This is a genomic window from Litorisediminicola beolgyonensis, assembly GCF_042679605.1.
GTDB lineage: Bacteria > Pseudomonadota > Alphaproteobacteria > Rhodobacterales > Rhodobacteraceae > Litorisediminicola > Litorisediminicola beolgyonensis.
On sequence record NZ_JBHTMU010000041.1, the window covers coordinates 14,923 to 34,676 of the forward strand.

18 protein-coding genes and 1 tRNA gene are annotated in these 19,754 nt (G+C 65.5%); 11 read left to right on the forward strand and 8 right to left on the reverse strand.

Annotated elements, in window-relative coordinates; all coding sequences use genetic code 11:
- Positions 1-34 precede the first annotated feature (34 nt).
- Positions 35-1,015 (forward strand): aldo/keto reductase, encoded by a 981-nt coding sequence (locus ACFQ4E_RS17305; RefSeq protein ID WP_386805785.1) that lies wholly within the window; start codon positions 35-37, stop codon positions 1,013-1,015.
- Positions 1,012-1,176, forward strand: coding sequence for a hypothetical protein (locus tag ACFQ4E_RS17310; RefSeq protein WP_386805786.1), 165 nt, complete (start codon positions 1,012-1,014; stop codon positions 1,174-1,176). The genes ACFQ4E_RS17305 and ACFQ4E_RS17310 overlap by 4 nt, the downstream gene beginning before the upstream one ends.
- Before the next feature lie 1,967 nt (positions 1,177-3,143).
- Here the strand turns inward: ACFQ4E_RS17310 and ACFQ4E_RS17315 are convergent.
- Both ACFQ4E_RS17315 and ACFQ4E_RS17320 read right to left on the reverse strand, forming a co-directional pair.
- Positions 3,144-4,415: a tyrosine-type recombinase/integrase gene (locus ACFQ4E_RS17315; protein ID WP_386805787.1), complete on the reverse strand. Its 1,272-nt coding sequence runs from the start codon at positions 4,413-4,415 to the stop codon at positions 3,144-3,146.
- 242 nt (positions 4,416-4,657) lie between these two features.
- Positions 4,658-4,734, reverse strand: a tRNA-Ile gene (locus tag ACFQ4E_RS17320).
- Positions 4,735-4,852: 118 nt separating this feature from the next.
- Between ACFQ4E_RS17320 and purM the strand changes: the two genes are divergently transcribed.
- From purM to rnd, 3 genes are all read left to right on the forward strand, one after another.
- On the forward strand, positions 4,853-5,899 hold the full coding sequence (purM, locus tag ACFQ4E_RS17325) for a phosphoribosylformylglycinamidine cyclo-ligase (protein ID WP_386805788.1): 1,047 nt from the start codon (positions 4,853-4,855) through the stop codon (positions 5,897-5,899).
- Positions 5,896-6,492, forward strand: coding sequence for a phosphoribosylglycinamide formyltransferase (gene purN, locus ACFQ4E_RS17330; RefSeq protein ID WP_386805789.1), 597 nt, complete (start codon positions 5,896-5,898; stop codon positions 6,490-6,492). Before purM ends, purN begins: the two co-directional genes overlap by 4 nt.
- A 248-nt stretch (positions 6,493-6,740) precedes the next feature.
- Positions 6,741-7,898 (forward strand): ribonuclease D, encoded by a 1,158-nt coding sequence (rnd, locus tag ACFQ4E_RS17335; RefSeq protein WP_386805790.1) that lies wholly within the window; start codon positions 6,741-6,743, stop codon positions 7,896-7,898.
- Positions 7,899-8,016: 118 nt separating this feature from the next.
- Here the strand turns inward: rnd and ACFQ4E_RS17340 are convergent, their stop codons facing one another.
- Positions 8,017-8,526 carry a hypothetical protein gene (locus ACFQ4E_RS17340; RefSeq protein WP_386805791.1) on the reverse strand — a complete coding sequence of 170 codons (510 nt, stop codon included), beginning with the start codon at positions 8,524-8,526 and terminating at the stop codon, positions 8,017-8,019.
- 135 nt (positions 8,527-8,661) lie between these two features.
- Between ACFQ4E_RS17340 and ACFQ4E_RS17345 the strand changes: the two genes are divergently transcribed.
- Positions 8,662-9,072, forward strand: a complete 411-nt coding sequence (locus tag ACFQ4E_RS17345; RefSeq protein ID WP_386805792.1) for a SufE family protein — start codon at positions 8,662-8,664, stop codon at positions 9,070-9,072.
- Positions 9,073-9,079: 7 nt separating this feature from the next.
- Here ACFQ4E_RS17345 and ACFQ4E_RS17350 read toward each other — a convergent pair whose 3' ends face one another.
- Together ACFQ4E_RS17350 and ACFQ4E_RS17355 are read right to left on the reverse strand one after the other, a co-directional pair.
- A complete protein-coding gene (locus ACFQ4E_RS17350; protein WP_386805793.1) occupies positions 9,080-10,933 on the reverse strand; it encodes an ABC-F family ATP-binding cassette domain-containing protein in 1,854 nt (617 codons plus the stop codon).
- A 127-nt stretch (positions 10,934-11,060) separates the two neighbouring features.
- On the reverse strand, positions 11,061-12,524 hold the full coding sequence (locus ACFQ4E_RS17355) for an alanine/glycine:cation symporter family protein (protein ID WP_386805794.1): 1,464 nt from the start codon (positions 12,522-12,524) through the stop codon (positions 11,061-11,063).
- Between the two features lie 188 nt (positions 12,525-12,712).
- On the opposite strand from ACFQ4E_RS17355, the gene ndk reads away from it, so the two are divergent.
- Together ndk and ACFQ4E_RS17365 are read left to right on the forward strand one after the other, a co-directional pair.
- Positions 12,713-13,135 (forward strand): nucleoside-diphosphate kinase, encoded by a 423-nt coding sequence (ndk, locus tag ACFQ4E_RS17360; RefSeq protein WP_386805795.1) that lies wholly within the window; start codon positions 12,713-12,715, stop codon positions 13,133-13,135.
- Between the two features lie 449 nt (positions 13,136-13,584).
- Positions 13,585-14,877 carry a leishmanolysin-related zinc metalloendopeptidase gene (locus tag ACFQ4E_RS17365; RefSeq protein ID WP_386805796.1) on the forward strand — a complete coding sequence of 431 codons (1,293 nt, stop codon included), beginning with the start codon at positions 13,585-13,587 and terminating at the stop codon, positions 14,875-14,877.
- A 67-nt stretch (positions 14,878-14,944) separates the two neighbouring features.
- Here ACFQ4E_RS17365 and ACFQ4E_RS17370 read toward each other — a convergent pair whose 3' ends face one another.
- From ACFQ4E_RS17370 to ACFQ4E_RS17380, 3 genes are read right to left on the reverse strand one after another with little or no spacing between them, the layout of a single operon-like run.
- Positions 14,945-15,313, reverse strand: a complete 369-nt coding sequence (locus ACFQ4E_RS17370) for a DUF4112 domain-containing protein (RefSeq protein WP_386805797.1) — start codon at positions 15,311-15,313, stop codon at positions 14,945-14,947.
- A complete protein-coding gene (locus ACFQ4E_RS17375; RefSeq protein ID WP_386805798.1) occupies positions 15,310-15,483 on the reverse strand; it encodes a YqaE/Pmp3 family membrane protein in 174 nt (57 codons plus the stop codon). Before ACFQ4E_RS17375 ends, ACFQ4E_RS17370 begins: the two co-directional genes overlap by 4 nt.
- Before the next feature lie 51 nt (positions 15,484-15,534).
- On the reverse strand, positions 15,535-15,891 hold the full coding sequence (locus tag ACFQ4E_RS17380; protein ID WP_386805799.1) for a TfoX/Sxy family protein: 357 nt from the start codon (positions 15,889-15,891) through the stop codon (positions 15,535-15,537).
- Positions 15,892-16,063: 172 nt separating this feature from the next.
- Between ACFQ4E_RS17380 and cysS the strand changes: the two genes are divergently transcribed.
- The 3 genes from cysS to ACFQ4E_RS17395 form a co-directional block, all read left to right on the forward strand.
- On the forward strand, positions 16,064-17,428 hold the full coding sequence (gene cysS / locus ACFQ4E_RS17385; RefSeq protein ID WP_386805800.1) for a cysteine--tRNA ligase: 1,365 nt from the start codon (positions 16,064-16,066) through the stop codon (positions 17,426-17,428).
- Between the two features lie 40 nt (positions 17,429-17,468).
- Complete coding sequence (gene cimA, locus ACFQ4E_RS17390) at positions 17,469-19,094, forward strand: citramalate synthase (protein WP_386805801.1); 1,626 nt, start codon at positions 17,469-17,471, stop codon at positions 19,092-19,094.
- Positions 19,091-19,754 (forward strand): squalene/phytoene synthase family protein (locus tag ACFQ4E_RS17395; RefSeq protein WP_386805802.1); only part of this gene is annotated, 664 nt, incomplete at its 3' end. The genes cimA and ACFQ4E_RS17395, both read left to right, overlap by 4 nt.

Genomic DNA, 19,754 nt, shown 5'->3' on the forward strand with positions numbered 1-19,754 from the left:
ACTCTGTGTCGAACGCGCAAGACAGGAGCGAGACATGGAACAACGCACACTCGGCACCGATTTCACGGTCTCGGCGCTCGGCCTCGGTTGCATGGGCATGAGCGAGTTTTACGGACCGCTTGACGACGACGAGTCCTTGCGCGTCCTGCACGAGGCCGCCGAGCTCGGGATCGACTTTCTCGACACAGCGGACATGTATGGCCCGCATCACAACGAGGAGCTGCTCGGTCTCTTCCTGAGAGAGACCTCGGCGCCGATGAAAGTCGCGACGAAGTTCGGAATCGTCCGCGCGCCGGGCGAGTATCGGCGCAGCCTGGAAAATCGGCCGGACTACGCGCGGCAGGCATGCGAAGGCTCGTTGCGACGTCTCGGCATCGAACGGATCGATCTCTTCTATGTTCATCGGGTCGAGCCGGATCGACCCATCGAAGAGACCATGGAGGGCCTTGCGCGCCTTGTGGACGCAGGCAAGATCGCTCGGATTGGCCTTTGTGAGGTCAGCGCCGAGACGCTCAGGCGCGCCCATGCTGTGCATCCGGTGACGGCGGTGCAGACCGAGTATTCGCTTTGGTCCCGCGGTCCGGAGCACAGCGTTTTGCCAGCGTGCCGGGAACTTGGCATCGGGTTCGTGCCCTATTTGCCGCTCGGGCGCGGCTACCTGACCGGGCGCTTCCAGGACGGTCGGTTCGAGGAGGGCGACTTCCGCGCCTCGCTGCCACGGTTCCAGGACGACGCGGCGCAGGCGAACCGCCGCATCGCCGACCTCGTCGCGACACTGGCGCAGCGGAAGGGCTGCACGCCCGCGCAGCTCGCGCCCTCCTGGCTCCTCGCGCAGGGAGAGGACATCGTCCCCATCCCGGGCACGAAGCGGTCTGCATACCTGCGCGACAACGTAGGGGCGACGAAGGTTTCGCTCTCCGATTCCGATCTCGCCGATATCGACGCTGGTCTCTCCGAGAGGCCGGTCGCGGGAGCCAGGTACACGCCCGAAGGCATGAAGGGAGTGGACGCATGAGCGAAGCATCGGATCGGCTGAACTGTGCGCTCTCCCTGCTCGGCCGCCTCAAAGCCGGGGCACCGGAGCGGGTGCGCGGTAACCTCGACGTGTTCCATCCGGACACAGCGGAGCTCATGCTGGGATACGCGTTCGGCGACATCGTCCGGCGCGAGTGGTAGCGGGCTCTGAGCGGGGCTGATCAGTATCGCACCGGCTAGGGGCATCTGTTTCCGATGTCCGCTTAGATGCTTTGACCAAATAGTAGCCTTGTGAGCTTGCCTGAGGATGGAGCTTTCTCCGCATAGAACTGCGTTGCAAGCCTGCGGGTCGTTGCCTCGGTTCGAAATGCCGACGGTCGCTTGACTGCCAGGCGTGGGCGGGCAGGGAGTTCAAAGCAGTCTTGGCGCCAGCTCTCGGCTGGTGAGACAGGCAGCATGGGGCGACCCCGGTCGCGACCTGGTCCGCGGCGGCTACTGGCCGATATTGGTAGCGGTTAAGCAGCGGGTCCCGCATGACCGTTTAGCATCGCGGATTTAAAGGCCATGGCACGAACAGATGGGCGTTTCGGAATCGAATTGCCTCTCGGCTAACGCTTGGCAGATGTGAATAAATACATCATGTCGCTGGTGCCATGATGCGCGCGCGTCCATCATCGTGAATTTCACATTTCCCAAGAAATGCAATATTTCGCATGATGCCATTTTCGGGAGGGCCGGAGATCGACTGCGAAATATGTAATTTCGCATCATGTGATATTTGAGATGATAGGATATTTTCAATTTTCGGGACCTGATGACACCTAAGTATATGTTTTTATTTAATAAAGTTGTGGGCGTCATCGGTGTCATAAGCTACCCCCTATGGAGTATCCCCAGAGGGGTGTTTTCGGAAATTTTTTCCATCTCCGCCATGTGCTGGGAGTGGGTCGGTAAACCGAAGACTCTTTTCATGTAGTAGCTGATGACACTGATGACAGGGGTGAAAAATAAATAAAAATCAACAATTTAGGTGTCATCAGGTGGCTGGTGACAAGCTGATGACACCTGATGACATTAAAGATGCGAAATTTCACATGATGCGGGGTTGAACATGATGTTGAATTTCGAAGCGGGATCAAAATAGAAAAGTCTTCGAACCGGAATCGAGTGATGGTTGTATCAAGCGGACGGAGACTCGGTAGCACGTCGAATACCGCGCTGGTTCTCGATCTGATCAGATCGATCTGCCGCTGACCTCTTCTCTTCCGACCATGCACGGATGAGCGGCCGACCTGGCTAAGGTCGAAAAGATGCCCGCTGGTCTTGAGCGTGCCGGTGGCCATGGCATGCCACGGTGCTCGCTCGACGGACCCCGAGGGCGCCTTGATCCGGGCGAGTCCAATCTTTTGGTCAGAACGATTTTGCGAATAGCGTGGTCATCGCCCGCGATTTCGCCGGATTAGAAAGAGGCCGCTTCCTTGTCATAGCGAATGCGGAAGCGCTGCATCGCGCCTTCCAGTGTTGCTGAGAGACATTTGAGATCTCGCGTGAACCGGGGTTCCGTGCATCCGCAGGGCGGAGAAGGTGCGCAGAAGGACCCAAAGCCAAACTGACGAAGGGGCGGAGCGGCGTATGGACTTGTCTGTAGTCCGCTTTTCGGAGGGCTTGTTTCAACGCCTAAGGTGGCGGCGTTTCGATTAACATTCGTGGAGACGCAGGCATCTACGCACAGCTTGACCCTTTGCGCGTCGCGGTTTTGCCCGGAGGCCTTGACCTTGATCCGCGTCGCACTGACGCCATAGTCGGGTGTGAAGTGAGCGCACAGACGCGGATGGCCTACGAGCACCCTTCGACACGTTTCCGGGACGCAGCGCAGGGCCGTTAGTCCTCTTATGTGTGGAGGGGTGGGGGCTGCGGTCCGGAAGGCGTCCGATGGGCAGCGAAGCTGCGATCATAGGGAGCGGTAGGGCGGGAGTGGACACCGACCAGGCAAAGCTACTCAGACGACGTCAGAGGCAGCCTGAGGGGCTCAGGAAGGAGCTTGCTGACCTCTGGCGGTCACTCGGAGCGGGACGGCTCTGAGACGCGTCTGAGCCGTTCCCAGCGCCGCTCCTGTGCCGCCAAGCAAGCTTGCGCCGTCAGGTCACGCTGCTCAAACCATCCGAATCCTAGCCGAGCAGGTCGTCCAAAGGGTCGCGCTTGCGGCTCGGGGCGTTCAGTCCTTCGGCCTCGTAGGCATCGACGCGGTCGGACCACCATTGCATCATGGCGCGGCGCTCGGCCAGGTATTCGGCGGCATTGTACGCGCCGCGGATCTTGTTCAACTCGACATGGGCAAGCTGGCGTTCGATCACGTCCGGTCTCCATAGGCCTGACTCGTTCATGGCCGTGGACGCGGTCGAGCGAAAACCGTGGACCGAGCATTTGCCCTTGTAGCCCATCTTGTAGATCAGCTGGATCAGCGTCCCGCGGACGATCTTGAACACACGGTCTTCGGGAAGAAGGTCCGCGGCGCCCGGCGGTGGGGGCTTTCCTGACATCGCAGCCCGGCCGCGGGCGTTGGCAAGTCGGCGTTCGCGAGCAAGCGCGACTGCGCGATCGAGGAGCGCGCGGGTGGAGTTCGTCAACGGGACCACGTGATCGAGGCCGTTCTTCATCCGTGAGGCGGGAATGCGGATGAAGTCCTCTTCGATTTCCCCGAAGCGCAATTCCACCAGTTCGGTGTCGCGCAGAAAAACCCGCGTCAAGAGCCGGATGGCGATCTTGGAGTGTTCATGCGCGTGCGTCATTTCGAGGCTGCGGAAGAAAGACGGCAGCGCCGACTCATTGATCCAGGGCTGCTGGCGCTTTCTCGGGGTCTTCCGGAGCGCCTTGACGATCTGTGGCGCAGGGTTCGAGACGGCGCGACCCTCCGCGATTCCAAACGCGAAGATCGAACCGGCATACTGGTTGCAGCGCCGGGCGGTCTCGATGACCCCACGCTCCTCGATTGCGCGTATCGCCGCGAGCAACTCGGGGGGATTGATCTCGTCGATAGGTCGGTGCCCCAGCGCAGGGAAGAGGTCCTTCTCGACCCGCTCCCAAACACGCGTCGCATGCCCGCGCGACCAGTTCTCTCGCTGGATCTTGAACCAGTCGCGGGCCACGGCCGCGAATGAGTTCGCAGCGAGCCCTGCATATGCGGTGTTTGCTGTCTTGGGGTTTCGACCGGCCGCGATCTCGGCTTGCGCTGCTTGATGAAGGCGGCGGGCCGCCGCGAGGCCGAGGTCCGGGAAGGAGCCATAGGTGAGCGTCTGCGTGCGCCCATCGTGGCGGAAGCCGAACTGCCAGGATTTCGAGCCGCTCGGGCGGACGTTGAGCACGAGCCCGTCGCCATCCTTGAGCCGATAGGCTTTCGCGGCAGGCTGGGCAGTGAGGCATTGGGCGTGGGTCAGGGGCATCGAGGCGCTCGCATGATGGCAAATTCGACCCTCAAGTTTGGCGGATCGGTGGCGTCTTTCGGTTTTACCGGCGCGGTCTTCCTGTTTTACCGGAGGCGAAATGTTTTACCAGCCGTAAAACATCGGCGAGCTCAGCGCTCTATAGGTGAGCCTTGATGTGACCGGTTTTGTATTTAACATGATGTAAAATATGCAATTTCCCGACATACGGAAATTGCACACAGTCTATCTTGAGGGTGGATTGGTAGGCCCGGCAGGACTTGAACCCGCAACCAAACCGTTATGAGCGGTCTGCTCTAACCAATTGAGCTACAGGCCCACCGTGTCGCTCTGAGTAGGAGCGCGTCGCTCGGGGGTCAAGCTGAGACGTTGCAGCGCCGGGGGCGATGGGCTATCGCGCGGGCGACAGTGACAGGAGCGTCCGAGTGGAGGCCGCCATGAGCGACAACAAGACCGGCATCACCTATGCAGATGCGGGGGTCGATATCGACGCCGGAAACGCGCTGGTCGAGCGCATCAAGCCCGCCGCCAAGCGCACCGACCGCGCCGGCACGATGTCGGGTCTGGGCGGCTTCGGCGCGCTGTTCGACCTCAAGGCCGCGGGCTATTCCGATCCCGTTCTGGTTGCCGCGACCGATGGCGTGGGCACCAAGCTGCGCATCGCCATCGACACCGGCCATCTCGACGGGGTGGGCATCGACCTCGTGGCGATGTGCGTGAACGACCTCGTCTGCCAGGGCGCGGAGCCGCTGTTCTTTCTCGACTATTTCGCCACCGGCAAGCTCGATACAGAGAGCGCCGCGCGGGTGATCGAGGGGATCGCCGAGGGCTGCGTGCGCTCGGGCGCGGCCCTGATCGGCGGCGAGACCGCCGAGATGCCGGGCATGTATCCGGCGGGCGATTTCGACCTCGCGGGCTTCGCGGTCGGCGCGATGGAGCGCGGTGCGGCGCTGCCCGAGGGCGTGGTCGCGGGCGATATCCTTCTGGGCCTCGGCTCGGACGGCGTGCACTCGAACGGCTATTCGCTGGTCCGCAAGCTCGTCGAGATCTCGGGCCTCGGCTGGGATGCGGGCTGTCCGTGGTCCGACGAGACGCTGGGCGCCGCGCTCCTGGCTCCGACCCGTCTCTATGTCAAACCGGCGCTGTCGGCGATCCGCGCGGGCGGCGTGCACGCCCTGGCCCATATCACCGGCGGCGGTCTGACCGAGAACCTGCCGCGCGTCCTGCCCGAGGGGTTCGGCGCGGAGATCGAACTTGGCGCCTGGGAGCTGCCGCCGGTCTTCCGCTGGCTCGGCGAGACGGGCGGGATCGAGGCGTCTGAGATGCTCAAGACCTTCAACTGCGGCATCGGCATGATCGCCGTTGTCGCCGCCGACCGCGCCGACGCGCTGGCCGAGGCGCTGGCAGCCGAGGGCGAGCAGGTCTTTGTGCTGGGCCAAGTCGCGGAGGGGCAGGGGGTCGCCTATCGCGGCAGCCTCTGGTGAGCCGGCGCGTCGCGATCCTCGTCTCGGGCGGCGGCTCGAACATGGTCGCGCTGGTCAAGAGCATGACCGGCGATCATCCGGCGCGCCCGGTTCTGGTGCTTGCCAATTCCGCCGACGCGGGCGGGCTCGTGCGTGCGCGCGAGCTGGGCGTCGAGGCGGATCACGTCGATCACCGGCCCTTCAAGGGGGACCGTCCGGCCTTCGAGGACGCGCTGCATGCGCGGCTCCTGCAGGCCGAGCCGGATATCCTCTGCCTCGCCGGGTTCATGCGCGTGCTGACCGAGGGTTTCGTGTCGCGCTGGCAGGGCCGGATGCTGAACATTCACCCCTCGCTCCTGCCGAAATACCGCGGTCTGCACACCCATGCCCGCGCGCTTGAGGCGGGTGAGACCGAACATGGCTGCACGGTTCACGAGGTCACGCCCGAGCTTGACGAGGGGCCGATCCTCGGCCAGGCCCGGGTGCCTGTCCTGCCGGGCGACACGCCCGACCTGCTTGCCGCGCGGGTTCTGGAGCAGGAGCACCGCCTCTACCCGGCGGTCCTGCGCCGCTTCGCCGCCGGGGATCGCAGCCGGATCGACCTCGCGGCCTGAGCTTTTCGCCCAAGAAGAGCAATCTGCCGGTCGATCATGCTCTGTGCGAAGAGGCCCTGCGGTCGCTGCGATGGTCTCTGGTTATCTGGTCTCTCGAGACTGCGCATGCGATCGGCATGGAACGCGCAGAGCCCCGTCCAATCCGCTGAGACTGTCGGAATGCCGCGCACCATTGCACCCGCCGCCGCTTCGGCTAATGTTCCGCGCCACGGGCGACGACCCCGACCGATGAGAGCAGACAGGACCGCATGAAGACGATCACACGCACCGAAGACCTGGCCGCGTTCTGCGCGCGCGCGCATGAGAGCCGCTATGTCACCGTCGATACCGAGTTCCTGCGCGAACGGACCTATTACGCCAAGCTCTGCCTCGTTCAGCTGGCGCTGCCGGGGAAGAACCCCGAGGACGCGGTGCTGGTCGACCCGCTCGCGGACGGGCTGTCGCTCGAGCCTCTGATCACGCTCTTCCGGGACACCAACGTGGTGAAGGTGTTCCACGCCGCGCGGCAGGATCTCGAGATCTTCTGGGTCGATCACGATGTCATCCCCGAGCCGCTCTTCGACACGCAGGTTGCAGCAATGGTCTGCGGCTTCGGCGAACAGGTGGGCTACGAGACGCTGGTCAAGAAGATCGCGCGGGCCCGGCTCGACAAGTCCTCACGCTTCACCGACTGGTCGCGCCGTCCCCTGAGCGATGCGCAGAAGACCTACGCGCTGGCCGACGTCACCCATCTGCGCCAGATCTACGAGTTCCTCGAGAAAAAGCTCCGCGACACCGGCCGGCACCGCTGGGTGACCGAGGAGCTGGGCGTGCTGACCGATCCCGAAACCTATGTCACCCGTCCCGAAGACGCCTGGCGCCGGGTCAAGACCCGCTCCGCCAGCCCGCGCTTCCTGGCCGTGCTGCGTGAGCTCGCAGCCTTCCGCGAGGCCTATGCGCAGGAGCGCAACGTGCCGCGCAACCGGGTCTTCAAGGACGATGCGCTGACCGAACTCGCCTCGACCAAGCCGCAGAGCACCGAGGATCTCGGCCGTTCGCGGCTTCTTCTGCGCGACGCCCGCAAAGGCGACATCGCCGAGGGGATCCTCGCGGCAGTGGCGCGCGGGGTGGCGGTGCCGAACGATGCGCTGCCGGAGCCGGAAGAGCGGATGGACAAGGGGCAGGTCAATCCGGCCCTGGCCGATCTCCTGCGCGTGCTTCTCAAGGCCAAGACCGAGAGCCAGGGGGTGGCCTCGAAACTGATCGCACCGGCCGCCGATCTCGATGCGCTGGCCTCGGGCGAACGCGACCTGCCGGCGCTCCGGGGCTGGCGGCACGAGGTGTTCGGGGCGGATGCGCTGAAGCTCTGCGAGGGGCGGATCGCCTTGGCCGCCAAGGGCTCGCAAGTGACCGTCGTCGAGATTTGACCGCGGTGCGGGCCTCAGAATTTTAATTAAAATTCTGAGGCATGGCGCTTCGCCGCGGGCCGGGCAGGCAGAATTTTAACTAAAATTCTGCGCCCCGCCACTGGGCTATCGGTCGCGCTTAGCGGCGCGATGCGAGCGCGTTGCTACGACCCGAGACGCGGATCGTCGTGATCCCGGCCAGTTCCTGGTCCGTCAGGGCCCGCGCCACGGTCACCATGCGGGTGCGCGCCGGAACGGCCGCCGGGCCGGACTGCAGAAGAACGTCGAAGGAATAGGCCAAGACACCCGCCTCGCCGGTCTCGACCGGGGTCAGCCGCGCGTTCCACGGGCCTGCGCGCTCGGCCACGCCGGTGGCGCGGATGATCGCGCCGCCCGGGCGCCGCTCGACCAGAAGCTCGGTCACCTGCGCGATCGGGAACCCGGTCGCCACCTCCTCGCGCTCGGTACGAAACACCGACACCGCGCGGTTGCGCTGCGGCAGAAGAGGATTGGTGCCGTCACTGGTCTGGACGGGGACCGATTGCCCGGCACCGAACCAGTTCAGCGGGTTGAAGCGCGATTGCGAGATGCGCCCGCAGCTCGTCAGTACCAGAGCGGCGACGATCAGGAGCGTGAGCTTTTTGGTCATAACGGCCTCTTCCCTGCGCAGGCCCCCGAGGACTAGCCCATGGTCCGCGCTTTGAAAAGCGCCAAGCGGCGGGGCTGGACTGTCGGCAGGGCGCTCCTTAGGTGTTCTCCACGAGACGAGGAAAGGGCAGATGCGATGGCGCAGCCGGGCTTCGAAGAGCTGGTCGAGGATTTCGAGTTCCTGGAGGATTGGGAAGATCGCTACCGGATGGTGATCGAGCTCGGCCGCGACATGCCTCCGCTCGAGGAGGCCCTGAAGGTTCCGGCCACCAAGGTCGATGGCTGCGCCAGCCAGGTCTGGCTGCATCCGCGGATCGAGTCCGGCCGTTTCCACTTCGAGGGCGACAGCGACGCGATGATCGTGCGCGGGCTGATCGCGGTGCTCCGCCGTCTCTATGACGGGCTCTCTCTCGCGGAAATCGTCGCGGTCGACGCGCGCGCCGAACTGGGACGGCTGGGCCTCAACGAACACCTCTCGGCGCAGCGCTCGAACGGGCTTCGGGCGATGATCGAGCGGATCCGGGGCATCGCCGCAGAGGGAGCCTGAGGCCGGGTCAGGCGGCTTCCGCGCGTTCGAGCTTTTCGAGCGCGCTCATCCAGAGCGCCTCGGCGCGGTCGAGCCCTTCCATGACCTCGGCGTATTTCTTGTTCCAGGTTTCCAGCTCGCCCACGCGCCCGTCATCGTAAAGCGCCGGATCGGCGAGCTTCTTCGCGAGCTTGTCGCGCATCTCGTTGAGCTTCTCGACCCGCGCCTCGCATTTGCGGACCTCCGAGCGCAGCGCGAGGATCTGGTCGCGCGAGGGCTTCGGAGCGGGCGCCTGCTTCGCCTTTTGCGGCTTGGAGGGCGCGTCCGGCGTCAGGAGCATGCGCCGATAGGCTTCGAGATCGTCGTCATAGGGCGCCACCGTCCCGCCCTTCACGAGCCAGAGCCGGTCGGCCACGAGGCTCAGAAGATGCATGTCGTGGCTCACGAGGATCACCGCGCCCTCATAGGCGGTCAGCGCCTCGACCAGCGCCTCGCGGCTCTCGATGTCGAGATGGTTGGTGGGCTCGTCGAGGATCAGCATATGCGGCGCGTCGAGCGTCGCCAGAAGCAGCGAGAGCCGCGCCTTCTGGCCGCCCGAGAGACGGCGCACCTCGGTCTCGGCCTGGTCGGCCCCGAGACCGAAGCCCGCAAGACGGGCGCGGAGCTTGGGCGGCAGCTGGTCCGGCAGGGCGCGCGACAGGTGCTGAAGCGGCGTCTCGTCGATGCGCAGCTCGTCGACCTGATGCTGGGCGAAATAGCCGATCCGGAGCTTGGAGCTCCGGGTCATCTTGCCCTCCATCAGCGGCAGCCGGTCCGACAGAAGCTTGGCCAGCGTGGATTTGCCCTGACCGTTCTTGCCCAGAAGCGCGATGCGGTCGTCCTGGTCGATCCGGAGATTGAGCCGCGACAGCACCACGGTCTCGCCATAGCCGGTCTGGCCGCCCTCGATATGGATGATCGGCGGCGACAGCTCCTCGGGCTGCGGGAAGGTGAAGACGCGGCGGGCGGCGTCCTCGGGGAGCGTGATCGTCTCCATCTTCTCGATCATCTTGACCCGCGCCTGGGCCTGCTTGGCCTTCGACGCCTTGGCCTTGAACCGGTCGACGAAGCTCTGCAGATGGGCGCGGCGGGCATCGAGCTTCTTCGCCTGCGCCGCCAGGTTGGCGCGGCGCTCGGCGCGCTGGCGGGCGAACTGGTCGTAGGAGCCCTGCCAGAAGGTCAGTTTCTTCTCGCTCAGATGCAGGATCCCGCCCACGGCACGGTTCAGAAGGCCGCGATCGTGGGAGATGATGATCACCGTGTGCGGATAGCGACGCAGGTAGTCCTCGAGCCAGAGCGCGCCTTCGAGATCGAGATAGTTGGTCGGCTCGTCGAGCAGGAGGAGATCGGGCTGCGCGAAGAGCACGCCCGCCAGCGCCACGCGCATCCGCCAGCCGCCCGAGAAGGCCGAACAGGGCATGCGCTGCTCGGCATCGTCGAAGCCGAGACCCTTGAGAATGGCGCTGGCCCGCGCCTCGGCCGACCAGGCGTCGATATCGGCGAGACGCGTCTGCAGTTCGGCGATCCGATGGCCGTCGGTGGCGGTTTCCGCCTCGGCCAGAAGACCCGCGCGCTCGGTATCGGCGGCCAGCACCGTGTCGAGAAGCGAGACCTCGGAAGAGGGCACCTCTTGCGCGACACCGCCGATGCGGGCGCGGGAGGGTAGGGAGATCTGCCCGCCATCGAGCGTGAGCTCGCCGCGGATCAGACGGAAGAGGGTGGTCTTGCCGGTGCCGTTGGCGCCGACGAGGCCGACCTTGTGGCCCTCGGGGATGGTGGCGGAGGCTTCGACCAGAAGCGGCCGGCCTTCGACCGAATAGGAGATGTCTTCGATGCGCAGCATGAGGCGCGCCTTAACAGAGGCCGCGCGGCGGGGGAAGCGGGGCGATTTCCGAACCGGAAATCGTGCGTTTTCCGGATCGGAAAACGGGCGGGCGCGCGGCTCGGCGCGCCCGCTGCAGACCTATGGCCTAGGCACTCTTGCCATCGGTAGATTGCCCGTACTCGGCGGCCACGTCGCGATTCCAGATCGTCTCGTCGATGCCCTTGCCCAGTCCGTCATGTTGCGAGATCCGGAAGACCGGCTCTTTCCCGGCATCACGCTGAGCGAAGTAGTCGCGCGTCAGCCGCACCACCGTCCCCGACAGGAACAGGAGCGCCACGAGGTTGATTGTCGCCATCACCGCCATCGACGCGTCGGCGAAATTGAACACCTTGGTCACCGGCTGCACCGATCCCCAGACCACCATCCCAAGCTGCATGCACTTGAAGATCGTCAGCGGCACCTTTCCTCCGAGGCCCAAGAACTCGAGCACGTTCTCGGAATAGGCGTAGTTCCCGAGGATCGAGGTGTACGCGAAGAAGAGGATCGCGATGGCGATGAAGAACGGACCCGCCGCGCCGATGTGATCGGCCAGCGCGTTCTGCGTGAGCTCGATCCCCGTGGTGCCGTCCGGCCCGTAATCCACCACGCCCGAGAGCAGGATCATCAGCGCCGTGGCGGTACAGATGAGGATCGTGTCGATGAAGACGCCGAGCCCCTGAACGAGACCCTGGCTCGACGGGTGGTGCGGATCGGGCACCGCGTCAGCGGCGATATGCGGCGCCGAGCCCATGCCCGCCTCGTTCGAGAAGAGCCCGCGCTTGACGCCGTTCAGAAGCGCCGCCGTCAGACCTCCGGTAAAGCCGCCCGCCGCCTGCTCGAGGCCGAAGGCGGATTTCACGATCAGCGCCAGCATCGCGGGCACCTCGGTGATGTTCATCACGATCACGACGAGCGCCACGAGAAGGTAGATGCCCGCCATCGCCGGGACGACCTTTTCGGCAACCAGCGCGATCGAGCGGATGCCGCCGAAGATCACCACCGCGACGAGCGCCGCGATCACCACGCCGGTCGCAAGCTTCGGAATGCCCATGGCACCGTCCGCAGCGTCGGCGATGGAATTGGCCTGCACCGAGACGAAGATCAGGCCGAAGGAGCAGAGGAAGAAGAAGCAGAAGACGTAGCCCAGCCATTTCGCGTTCATCCCGTGCCACATGTAATAGGCCGGGCCGCCGCGATACTGGCCCTCGTCATTGCGCACCTTGTAGAGCTGGGCGAGCGTCGATTCCGCGTAGGCCGTCGCCATGCCGACCAGCGCGACCATCCACATCCAGAAGATCGCCCCCGGGCCGCCGAGATAGATCGCCACCGCGACGCCTGCGAGGTTGCCGGTGCCGACGCGGCTCGCAAGGCTGACGGTCAGCGCCTGAAGCGGCGTGATGCCGTCATGGCTCGTCTCGCGTGAGGTCAGGATGACGCGGAAAAACTCGGTGAAACGCCGGAACTGCAGCCCGCCCAACCGCACCGTCAGATAGACGCCGACGCCCAGGAGGCCCCAGACCAATACGTAGCCCCAGAGGACCGTGTTCAGGAAATCGACGATCGCTGTCATGGAATGCCCTCCGGAAATACATCTTCCCGATGAACTGGCCCGCGCGAGCATCGCGTCAACCGAGAGACTTCGCTTGGCGGGCGCCAGATGCCCGGTTTTCAAGCACTCGGTGCCATGCTAGGGGGACGCAGATTTTTTCGCCCGGTCTCCGCAGTCCCCCGCGGTCCCGGCCAACCCAAGAGGCAGACATGGCCACCGAACGCACACTTTCGATCATCAAACCCGACGCAACCAAGCGGAACCTCACTGGCAAGATCAACGCCAAGTTCGAGGAAGCTGGTCTGCGAATCATCGCTCAGAAGCGCATCCACCTGACCAAGGCGCAGGCGGGCGAGTTCTACAAAGTCCACGCCGAGCGTCCCTTCTACGACGAGCTCTGCGAATTCATGGCCTCGGCTCCGGTCGTGGTGCAGGTGCTCGAAGGCGAAGGCGCGATCGCCAAGAACCGTGAAGTCATGGGCGCCACCAACCCCGCCGACGCGGCCCCCGGCACCATCCGCGCCGAGTTCGCCGAGAGCGTTGGCGAGAACTCGGTCCACGGCTCCGATGCGCCTGAGACGGCGCGCGAGGAGATCGCGTATTACTTCTCCGGTCTCGAGCTGGTCGGCTAAGACGTCCCTCCGGCCTCGGCCGGGTTCTGACGAAATCGCGTGACGCCCCCTCCTGGTTCGCCAGGGCGGGGCGTCCGTATTTTTGCCACATTCCTTCGGGTGAGCCTGGGGCGGCGTGGTGGCGGGCGCGGTGCGTCACGCGGCGTCGGCGAAAATCCACCGATATGGCAAGTCTCTGGAAACGGGGAGCTTTGCGCCCGACGAGCTCGGGAAATCGCTTTGGTAGATGCGCGGACGTCCGGGATAACGAAATCCGGACGTGCACACAATTTCTGCGGTGCTACTCTGCGCGGAATACCAGATAAGCGGTGCCCGTTTTCCATCTCCATCGCCCGATCCAGAGAGAGACACTGACAGGCCAGTGTCTCCGGGATGTCTGAATCGGGTCGAAGAATGACCATGAACCGAACGCAGATTGGGTCGAACCCGATCGCACTCTGGAGGCGGCAGTGAAGCAATTCAAACCGACTGAGTTTCAATTCGATCCCGATCCCCTGTCCACGGCCATCGAGGCGCTTCTCGAGCGCTCGGGGCTCGACGGTGCCCACCGTGCCGTCAGCGTCCTGACGGACGAGATCGATTTTCGCCCCCGGGGCGGCACCGACGCGGATGTCGTCGATCTGGGTGATCTGAGCGGCAGCGCCAAGCCGGATCACGCCGGAGGCGGCGACAAGACCGGCGGCCCGGGCAATGGCAAGGGCAAGAACAAGGATACCGGCACGGACACCGGAACCGACGGCACGGGGACTGACACCGGAACCGATGGCACCGGAACGGATACCGGCACCGGCGGAACGGGCACCGATACCGGCACCGGCGGAACGGGCACCGATACCGGCACCGGCGGAACGGGCACCGATACCGGCACCGGCGGGACGGGAACCGATACCGGGACCGGCGGCACGGGCACCGACACCGGAACCGGCGGCACCGGGACCGACACCGGAACGGGCGGCACGGACACCGGAGGCACCGGCACCGGCGAGGTGATCGAGGGCTATGTCTCGGGCGGCGATGCCGCGACGAGCTACAATGTCGAGATCATCTTTTCAGGCACTTGGACGGCGTCGCTGCAGCAGGCCTTCATCGATGCGGCCGATTACCTGAGTTCGATCATCATCGGCGACGTGGCCGATGTGAATTACAACAACCAGATCTGGGACGACATGGTGATTTCCGCCAGCCTGGTCGAGATCGACGGCCCCTACGGCGTGCTCGGTCAAGCCGGACCGCAGCTTGCGCGCAGCGGCACCTACCACCCGTTCAAGGGCCTGATGGAGTTCGACGTCGCCGATGCCCAGACCTTCGACGACCGCGGGCAGTGGGACGACATCGTCTTCCACGAGATGATGCACGCCATCGGCTTCGGCACGCTCTGGAACCTGCAGGGCCTGACCTCGGGCTCCGTCTCGGGCGGCGACATGCGCTTCACCGGCGAGATGGCGACGGCGCTCTACAACAGCGAATTTTCCGACCTGGCCGCGAATGATCCGGGCTCGCTTCTCGGTGTGCCGATCGAGACCGATGGCGGGGCGGGTACCGCTGGCGGCCACTGGGACGACGCGACCTTCGGCGGCGAGATCATGACCGGCTATATCTCGGGCACGAACCACCTCTCGCACATGTCCGTCGCGGCGCTCGAGGACATGGGCTACGACACCATCCTCGACAACCCGAACGACCCGGACGACCTGAGCGCGCCCTGGCCGGGCGACCCGGTGAGCGACGCACCGATCGGCTGATCGCCAGCGTGCATGACAAACGAAAAAGGCCGCCCCGAAAGGCGATTTTTTTCTGTATCTCTCTCGCTCAGGCGGCGGTTTTGAGCCTGGACTGCGCCTCGACATGTTCGCGCAGGAGGCGCGCATTGCGGCTGTTGGACTTGTAGCCGACATCGAGGATGTCGCCCGCAAGCGGCACCAGACCGATCAGCCAGTCGATACCCACATTGGACGCCATCTTGATCAGCGTCCCGGTCGACACGCCCATCCGGTGCGCGGTCAGCAGGATGTAGGCGGCAGGCGCCAGCGCCAGCGTGTCGCCGACGCCCGGAACGAGGCCGATGATCGAATCCCAACCCAGCCGGATGCGGGTTCCCGGCAGGCGGAACGCCCGGTCCATGCGATGGGCCAGCCGCTCCACCCGTTCGAGACGCCTCAGATGCGCGGGATCGCTCATGCCCGGCTGGGACCGGTGCGGGCGATGATCCAGACGGCATGCACGATGCCCGGGATGTAGCCGAGGATGGTCAGGAGGATGTTGAGCCAGAAATGCTTGCCGAGGCCGACCTGGAGAAAGACGCCGAGCGGCGGCAGGATGACGGCGAAGATGATGCGGATGAGGTCCATGATGGCCCTCCTTTCATGCAAGTGATTTGCAAGAAAACGCAGCAGAGGGCCTCAGCGTTCCCGGGAACCTCTCGGCACCACGCCGATCTCGCGCAGCGCGCGGTCGAGCGCTTCGGGCGTGCCGTCTTCAGAGGCCGCCGGTCGCACCCGCGCTTTCAGCGCATCGAACCGCGCGCGCAGCGCCTCTTTCTCGGCGCCCCGGCAATCGTTCCAGGGGCGGCCCTGCAAGGCCATGACCAGCACATAATAGCCGATGAAATGCGGGCGCGTCCCGGTCTCGATCAGCCGCGCATAGGCGGCGTCGGCTCCGAGCGCGCGCAGGGCCTCGGCGCTGTCGATCCCGGCCCGCGCGCAGGAAGCCTCCATCGCGGGGCCGAGATTGCGGATCGAGGAGACCGGAGAGGCCATGCGCGCCACGCTTGCGAGGGACGGGAGGGGGTGCTATGCGAACGCCCATGAGCATCTGCATCCCCACGATTGGCTGCATTATCCGCTGAACACAAGGCGGGCGCTCCCTTTTGTCTCCTCACCCGGACCAACTCGGACCCCCGCCAGATCAGGCGCATGAGGACCCGTGCCGATGGACATCCGGCTGACGAACACGAAGACCCGGAAGAAAGACCTCTTCACCCCGCTCGATCCGCAGAACGTGCGGATGTATGTCTGCGGGCCGACCGTCTACGACCGCGCGCATCTGGGCAACGCGCGGCCGGTGATCGTCTTCGACCTGCTCTTCAGGCTCCTGCGCCATGTCTACGGCGAGGCGCATGTGACCTATGTGCGGAACTTCACCGACGTCGACGACAAGATCAACGCGCGGGCGGCCGAGAGCGGGCGCTCGATCGGCGAAATCACCGAAGAGACGATCGGCTGGTATCTCGATGACATGCGGGCGGTGGGCGCGCTCGATCCCGACGAGATGCCGCGCGCCACGCGCTATATCGGCGAGATGGTCGCGATGATCGAAGGGTTGATCGAAAGCGGTCATGCCTACGCGGCCGAGGGACACGTGCTCTTCTCGGTCGAGAGCTACGAGCGCTACGGCGCGCTCTCGGGCCGCTCGGTCGAGGACATGATCGCGGGCGCCCGGGTCGAGGTCGCGCCCTACAAGCGCAACCCGATGGATTTCGTGCTGTGGAAGCCCTCGAGCGAGGGCCTTCCCGGCTGGGACAGCCCCTGGGGACGCGGGCGGCCCGGCTGGCATATCGAGTGCTCGGCGATGGCGGGCGCGCTTCTGGGCGAGAGCTTCGACATCCATGGCGGCGGCAACGACCTGATGTTCCCGCATCACGAGAACGAGATCGCGCAATCGGCCTGCGCGCATCCCGAGGGCGAGTTCGCGCGGGTCTGGCTCCATAACGAGATGCTGCAGGTCGAGGGCAAGAAGATGTCCAAGTCGCTGGGCAATTTTTTCACCGTCCGCGATCTTCTGGACCAGGGCGTGCCGGGCGAGGTGATGCGTTTCGTCATGCTCTCGATCCATTACCGCAAGCCGATGGACTGGACCGAGAAGAAGCGCGGCGAGGCCGAGGCGACGCTGCGCAAATGGCGCGCCCTGACCGAGGGCGTTGCCCCCGGGCCGGTGCCTGAGGCGGTGGTGGCGGCACTGGCGGATGACCTGAACAGCGCGGGCGCGCTGACAGAGCTGCACCGGCTGGCCGCCGAGGGCGATGCAGCCGGGCTAAGGGCCGGGGCCGAGATCATGGGGCTCCTGACCGACACCCTGGGGGATTGGGCCGGGGGCGAGACCGTGGATCTGTCCGAATGGGAAACCCGCCTCGCGACCGCGCGCGCCCAGGCCATGGAGAGCAAGGATTTCACCCAGGTCGACCGGCTGAAATCCGTGCTCATGGCCGCGGGCGTCGAGGTGCGCATGTCCAAGGACGGCGTCACGCTTCTGCCCGGGCCGGGCTTCGATCCTGCGAGCTTGGAGGCTCTGGGATGACCCACTGTCAAACCTTGCTCCTGTGTCCTCGGAGGACCCGATGAAAGAGCGCCTCTCTCTCTACGACACCACGCTGCGCGACGGGCAGCAGACGCAGGGCGTGCAGTTCTCGACCGCCGAGAAAATCCGCATCGCCGAGGCGCTCGACCGGCTTGGCGTCGATTACATCGAAGGCGGCTGGCCCGGGGCGAACCCGACGGATTCGGCCTTTTTCGACGCCGCGCCCAAGACCCGCGCGACGATGACCGCCTTCGGGATGACCAAGCGCGCGGGCCGCTCGGCCGAAAACGACGATGTGCTCGCGGGTGTGCTGAATGCCGGGACCCCGGCCGTCTGCCTCGTCGGCAAGACCCATGACTACCATGTCAGCAAGGCGCTGGGCATCACGCTCGCGGAGAACACCGAGAACATCCGCGCCTCGGTCGCCCATCTCGTGGCGCAGGGGCGCGAGGCGCTCTTCGATGCGGAGCATTTCTTCGACGGCTTCGCCGCCAATCCCGATTACGCGCTCGAGGCGCTCCACGCCGCGCTTCAGGCTGGCGCGCGCTGGATCGTGCTCTGCGACACCAATGGCGGCACGCTGCCCGACCGGATCGGGCGCGTGGTCGAAGAGGTGATCGCGGCTGGAATTCCCGGCGACCGGCTCGGCATCCACACCCATAACGACACCGAGATGGCGGTGGCGGGATCGCTGGCCGCGGTCGATGCGGGCGCGCGCCAGATCCAGGGCACGCTCAACGGTTTGGGCGAGCGCTGCGGCAACGCCAACCTCGTCTCCCTGATCCCGACGCTCCTTTTGAAAGAGCCCTATGCCAGCCGCTTCGAGACCGGCGTCAGCGAAGAGGCGCTCGAGGGGCTGACGCGGCTCTCGCGGATGCTCGACGACGTTCTGAACCGGGTGCCGCTGAAACAGCTCGCCTATGTCGGCGCCTCGGCCTTTGCGCACAAGGCGGGGCTGCATGCCTCGGCGATCCTCAAGGATCCTTCGACCTACGAACACATCCCGCCCGAGACGGTCGGCAATCGCCGCTTCATCCCGATGTCGAACCAGGCCGGTCAGTCGAACCTGCGCCGCCGCCTCTCGGAAGCGGGGATCGACGTGCCCGCGGGCGATCCGCGTCTGGCGCATATCCTCGAGGTGGTGAAGGCCCGCGAGGCCGAGGGCTACGCCTATGACACCGCGCAGGGCAGCTTCGAGCTTCTGGCGCGGCGCGAGCTGGGCGAAGAGGTCGATTTCTTCGAGGTCAAGCGCTACCGCGTGACGGTGGAGCGCCGGAAGAACAAGGAAAACCGCATGGTCTCGCTCTCCGAGGCCGTGGTGGTGGTCAAGATCGACGGCGAGAAGCGGCTCTCGGTCTCCGAGTCGATGGACGAGACCGGCGCCGACCGGGGTCCGGTCAACGCGCTCTCCAAGGCGCTCGCCAAGGATCTCGGGCGCTATTCGGACGCGATCGAGGACATGCGCCTGATCGACTTCAAGGTGCGCATCACCCAGGGCGGCACCGAGGCCGTCACCCGCGTCATCATCGACAGCGAGGACGGGCAGGGGCGGCGCTGGTCGACCGTCGGGGTGTCGGCCAACATTGTCGACGCAAGCTTCGAGGCGCTTTTGGATGCGGTGCGCTGGAAGCTGGTGCGGGATCGCGGCATCGCCGCCGCCGCATGAGGCTCGATCCCGACGTCATGGCCTGCGCCGGGCTGGTCGAGCGCGGCGATCCCGAGCGGTTTCGCGCCGCGATGGCCGCGCCGGTTGCCGCGCGCCCGGTGCTTTTCGCGATCTACGCCTTCAACCTCGAAGTGGCGCGCGCGCCCTGGGTCACGCAAGAGACGATGATCGCCGAGATGCGGCTGCAATGGTGGCGCGACGCACTGGACGAGATCGCCTCGGGCGGCGTTGTGCGGCGGCACGAGGTGGTCACGCCCTTGGCACATGCGCTGGATGCCGAGGGCGCGGCGCTCCTCGACCGGCTGGTCGCGGCGCGGCGCTGGGACATCTACCGGGACCCGTTCGAGGATGCCGCCCACCTGACACAGTATCTCGAGGAAACCGGCGGGCATCTTCTCTGCGCCGCCGCGGGGGCGCTCGGGCCCTGTCCGAGCGAGGTCGCGCTCGATGCGGGCTACGCGGTCGGTCTGGCGGGCTTCCTGTCGGCGGTGCCGGAGCTGGAACGTCAGGGCCGTGTGCCGCTGGTCGATGGCCGACCGGAGGGCGTGCGCGCGCTCGCGGAGGACGGTCTTGAGCGGCTGGCCCGCGCGCGTGCCCGGCGCGCCGAGGTCTCGGAGGCTTCGCGGGCGGCATTCCTGACCTGTCCACGGGCCGAGCTGG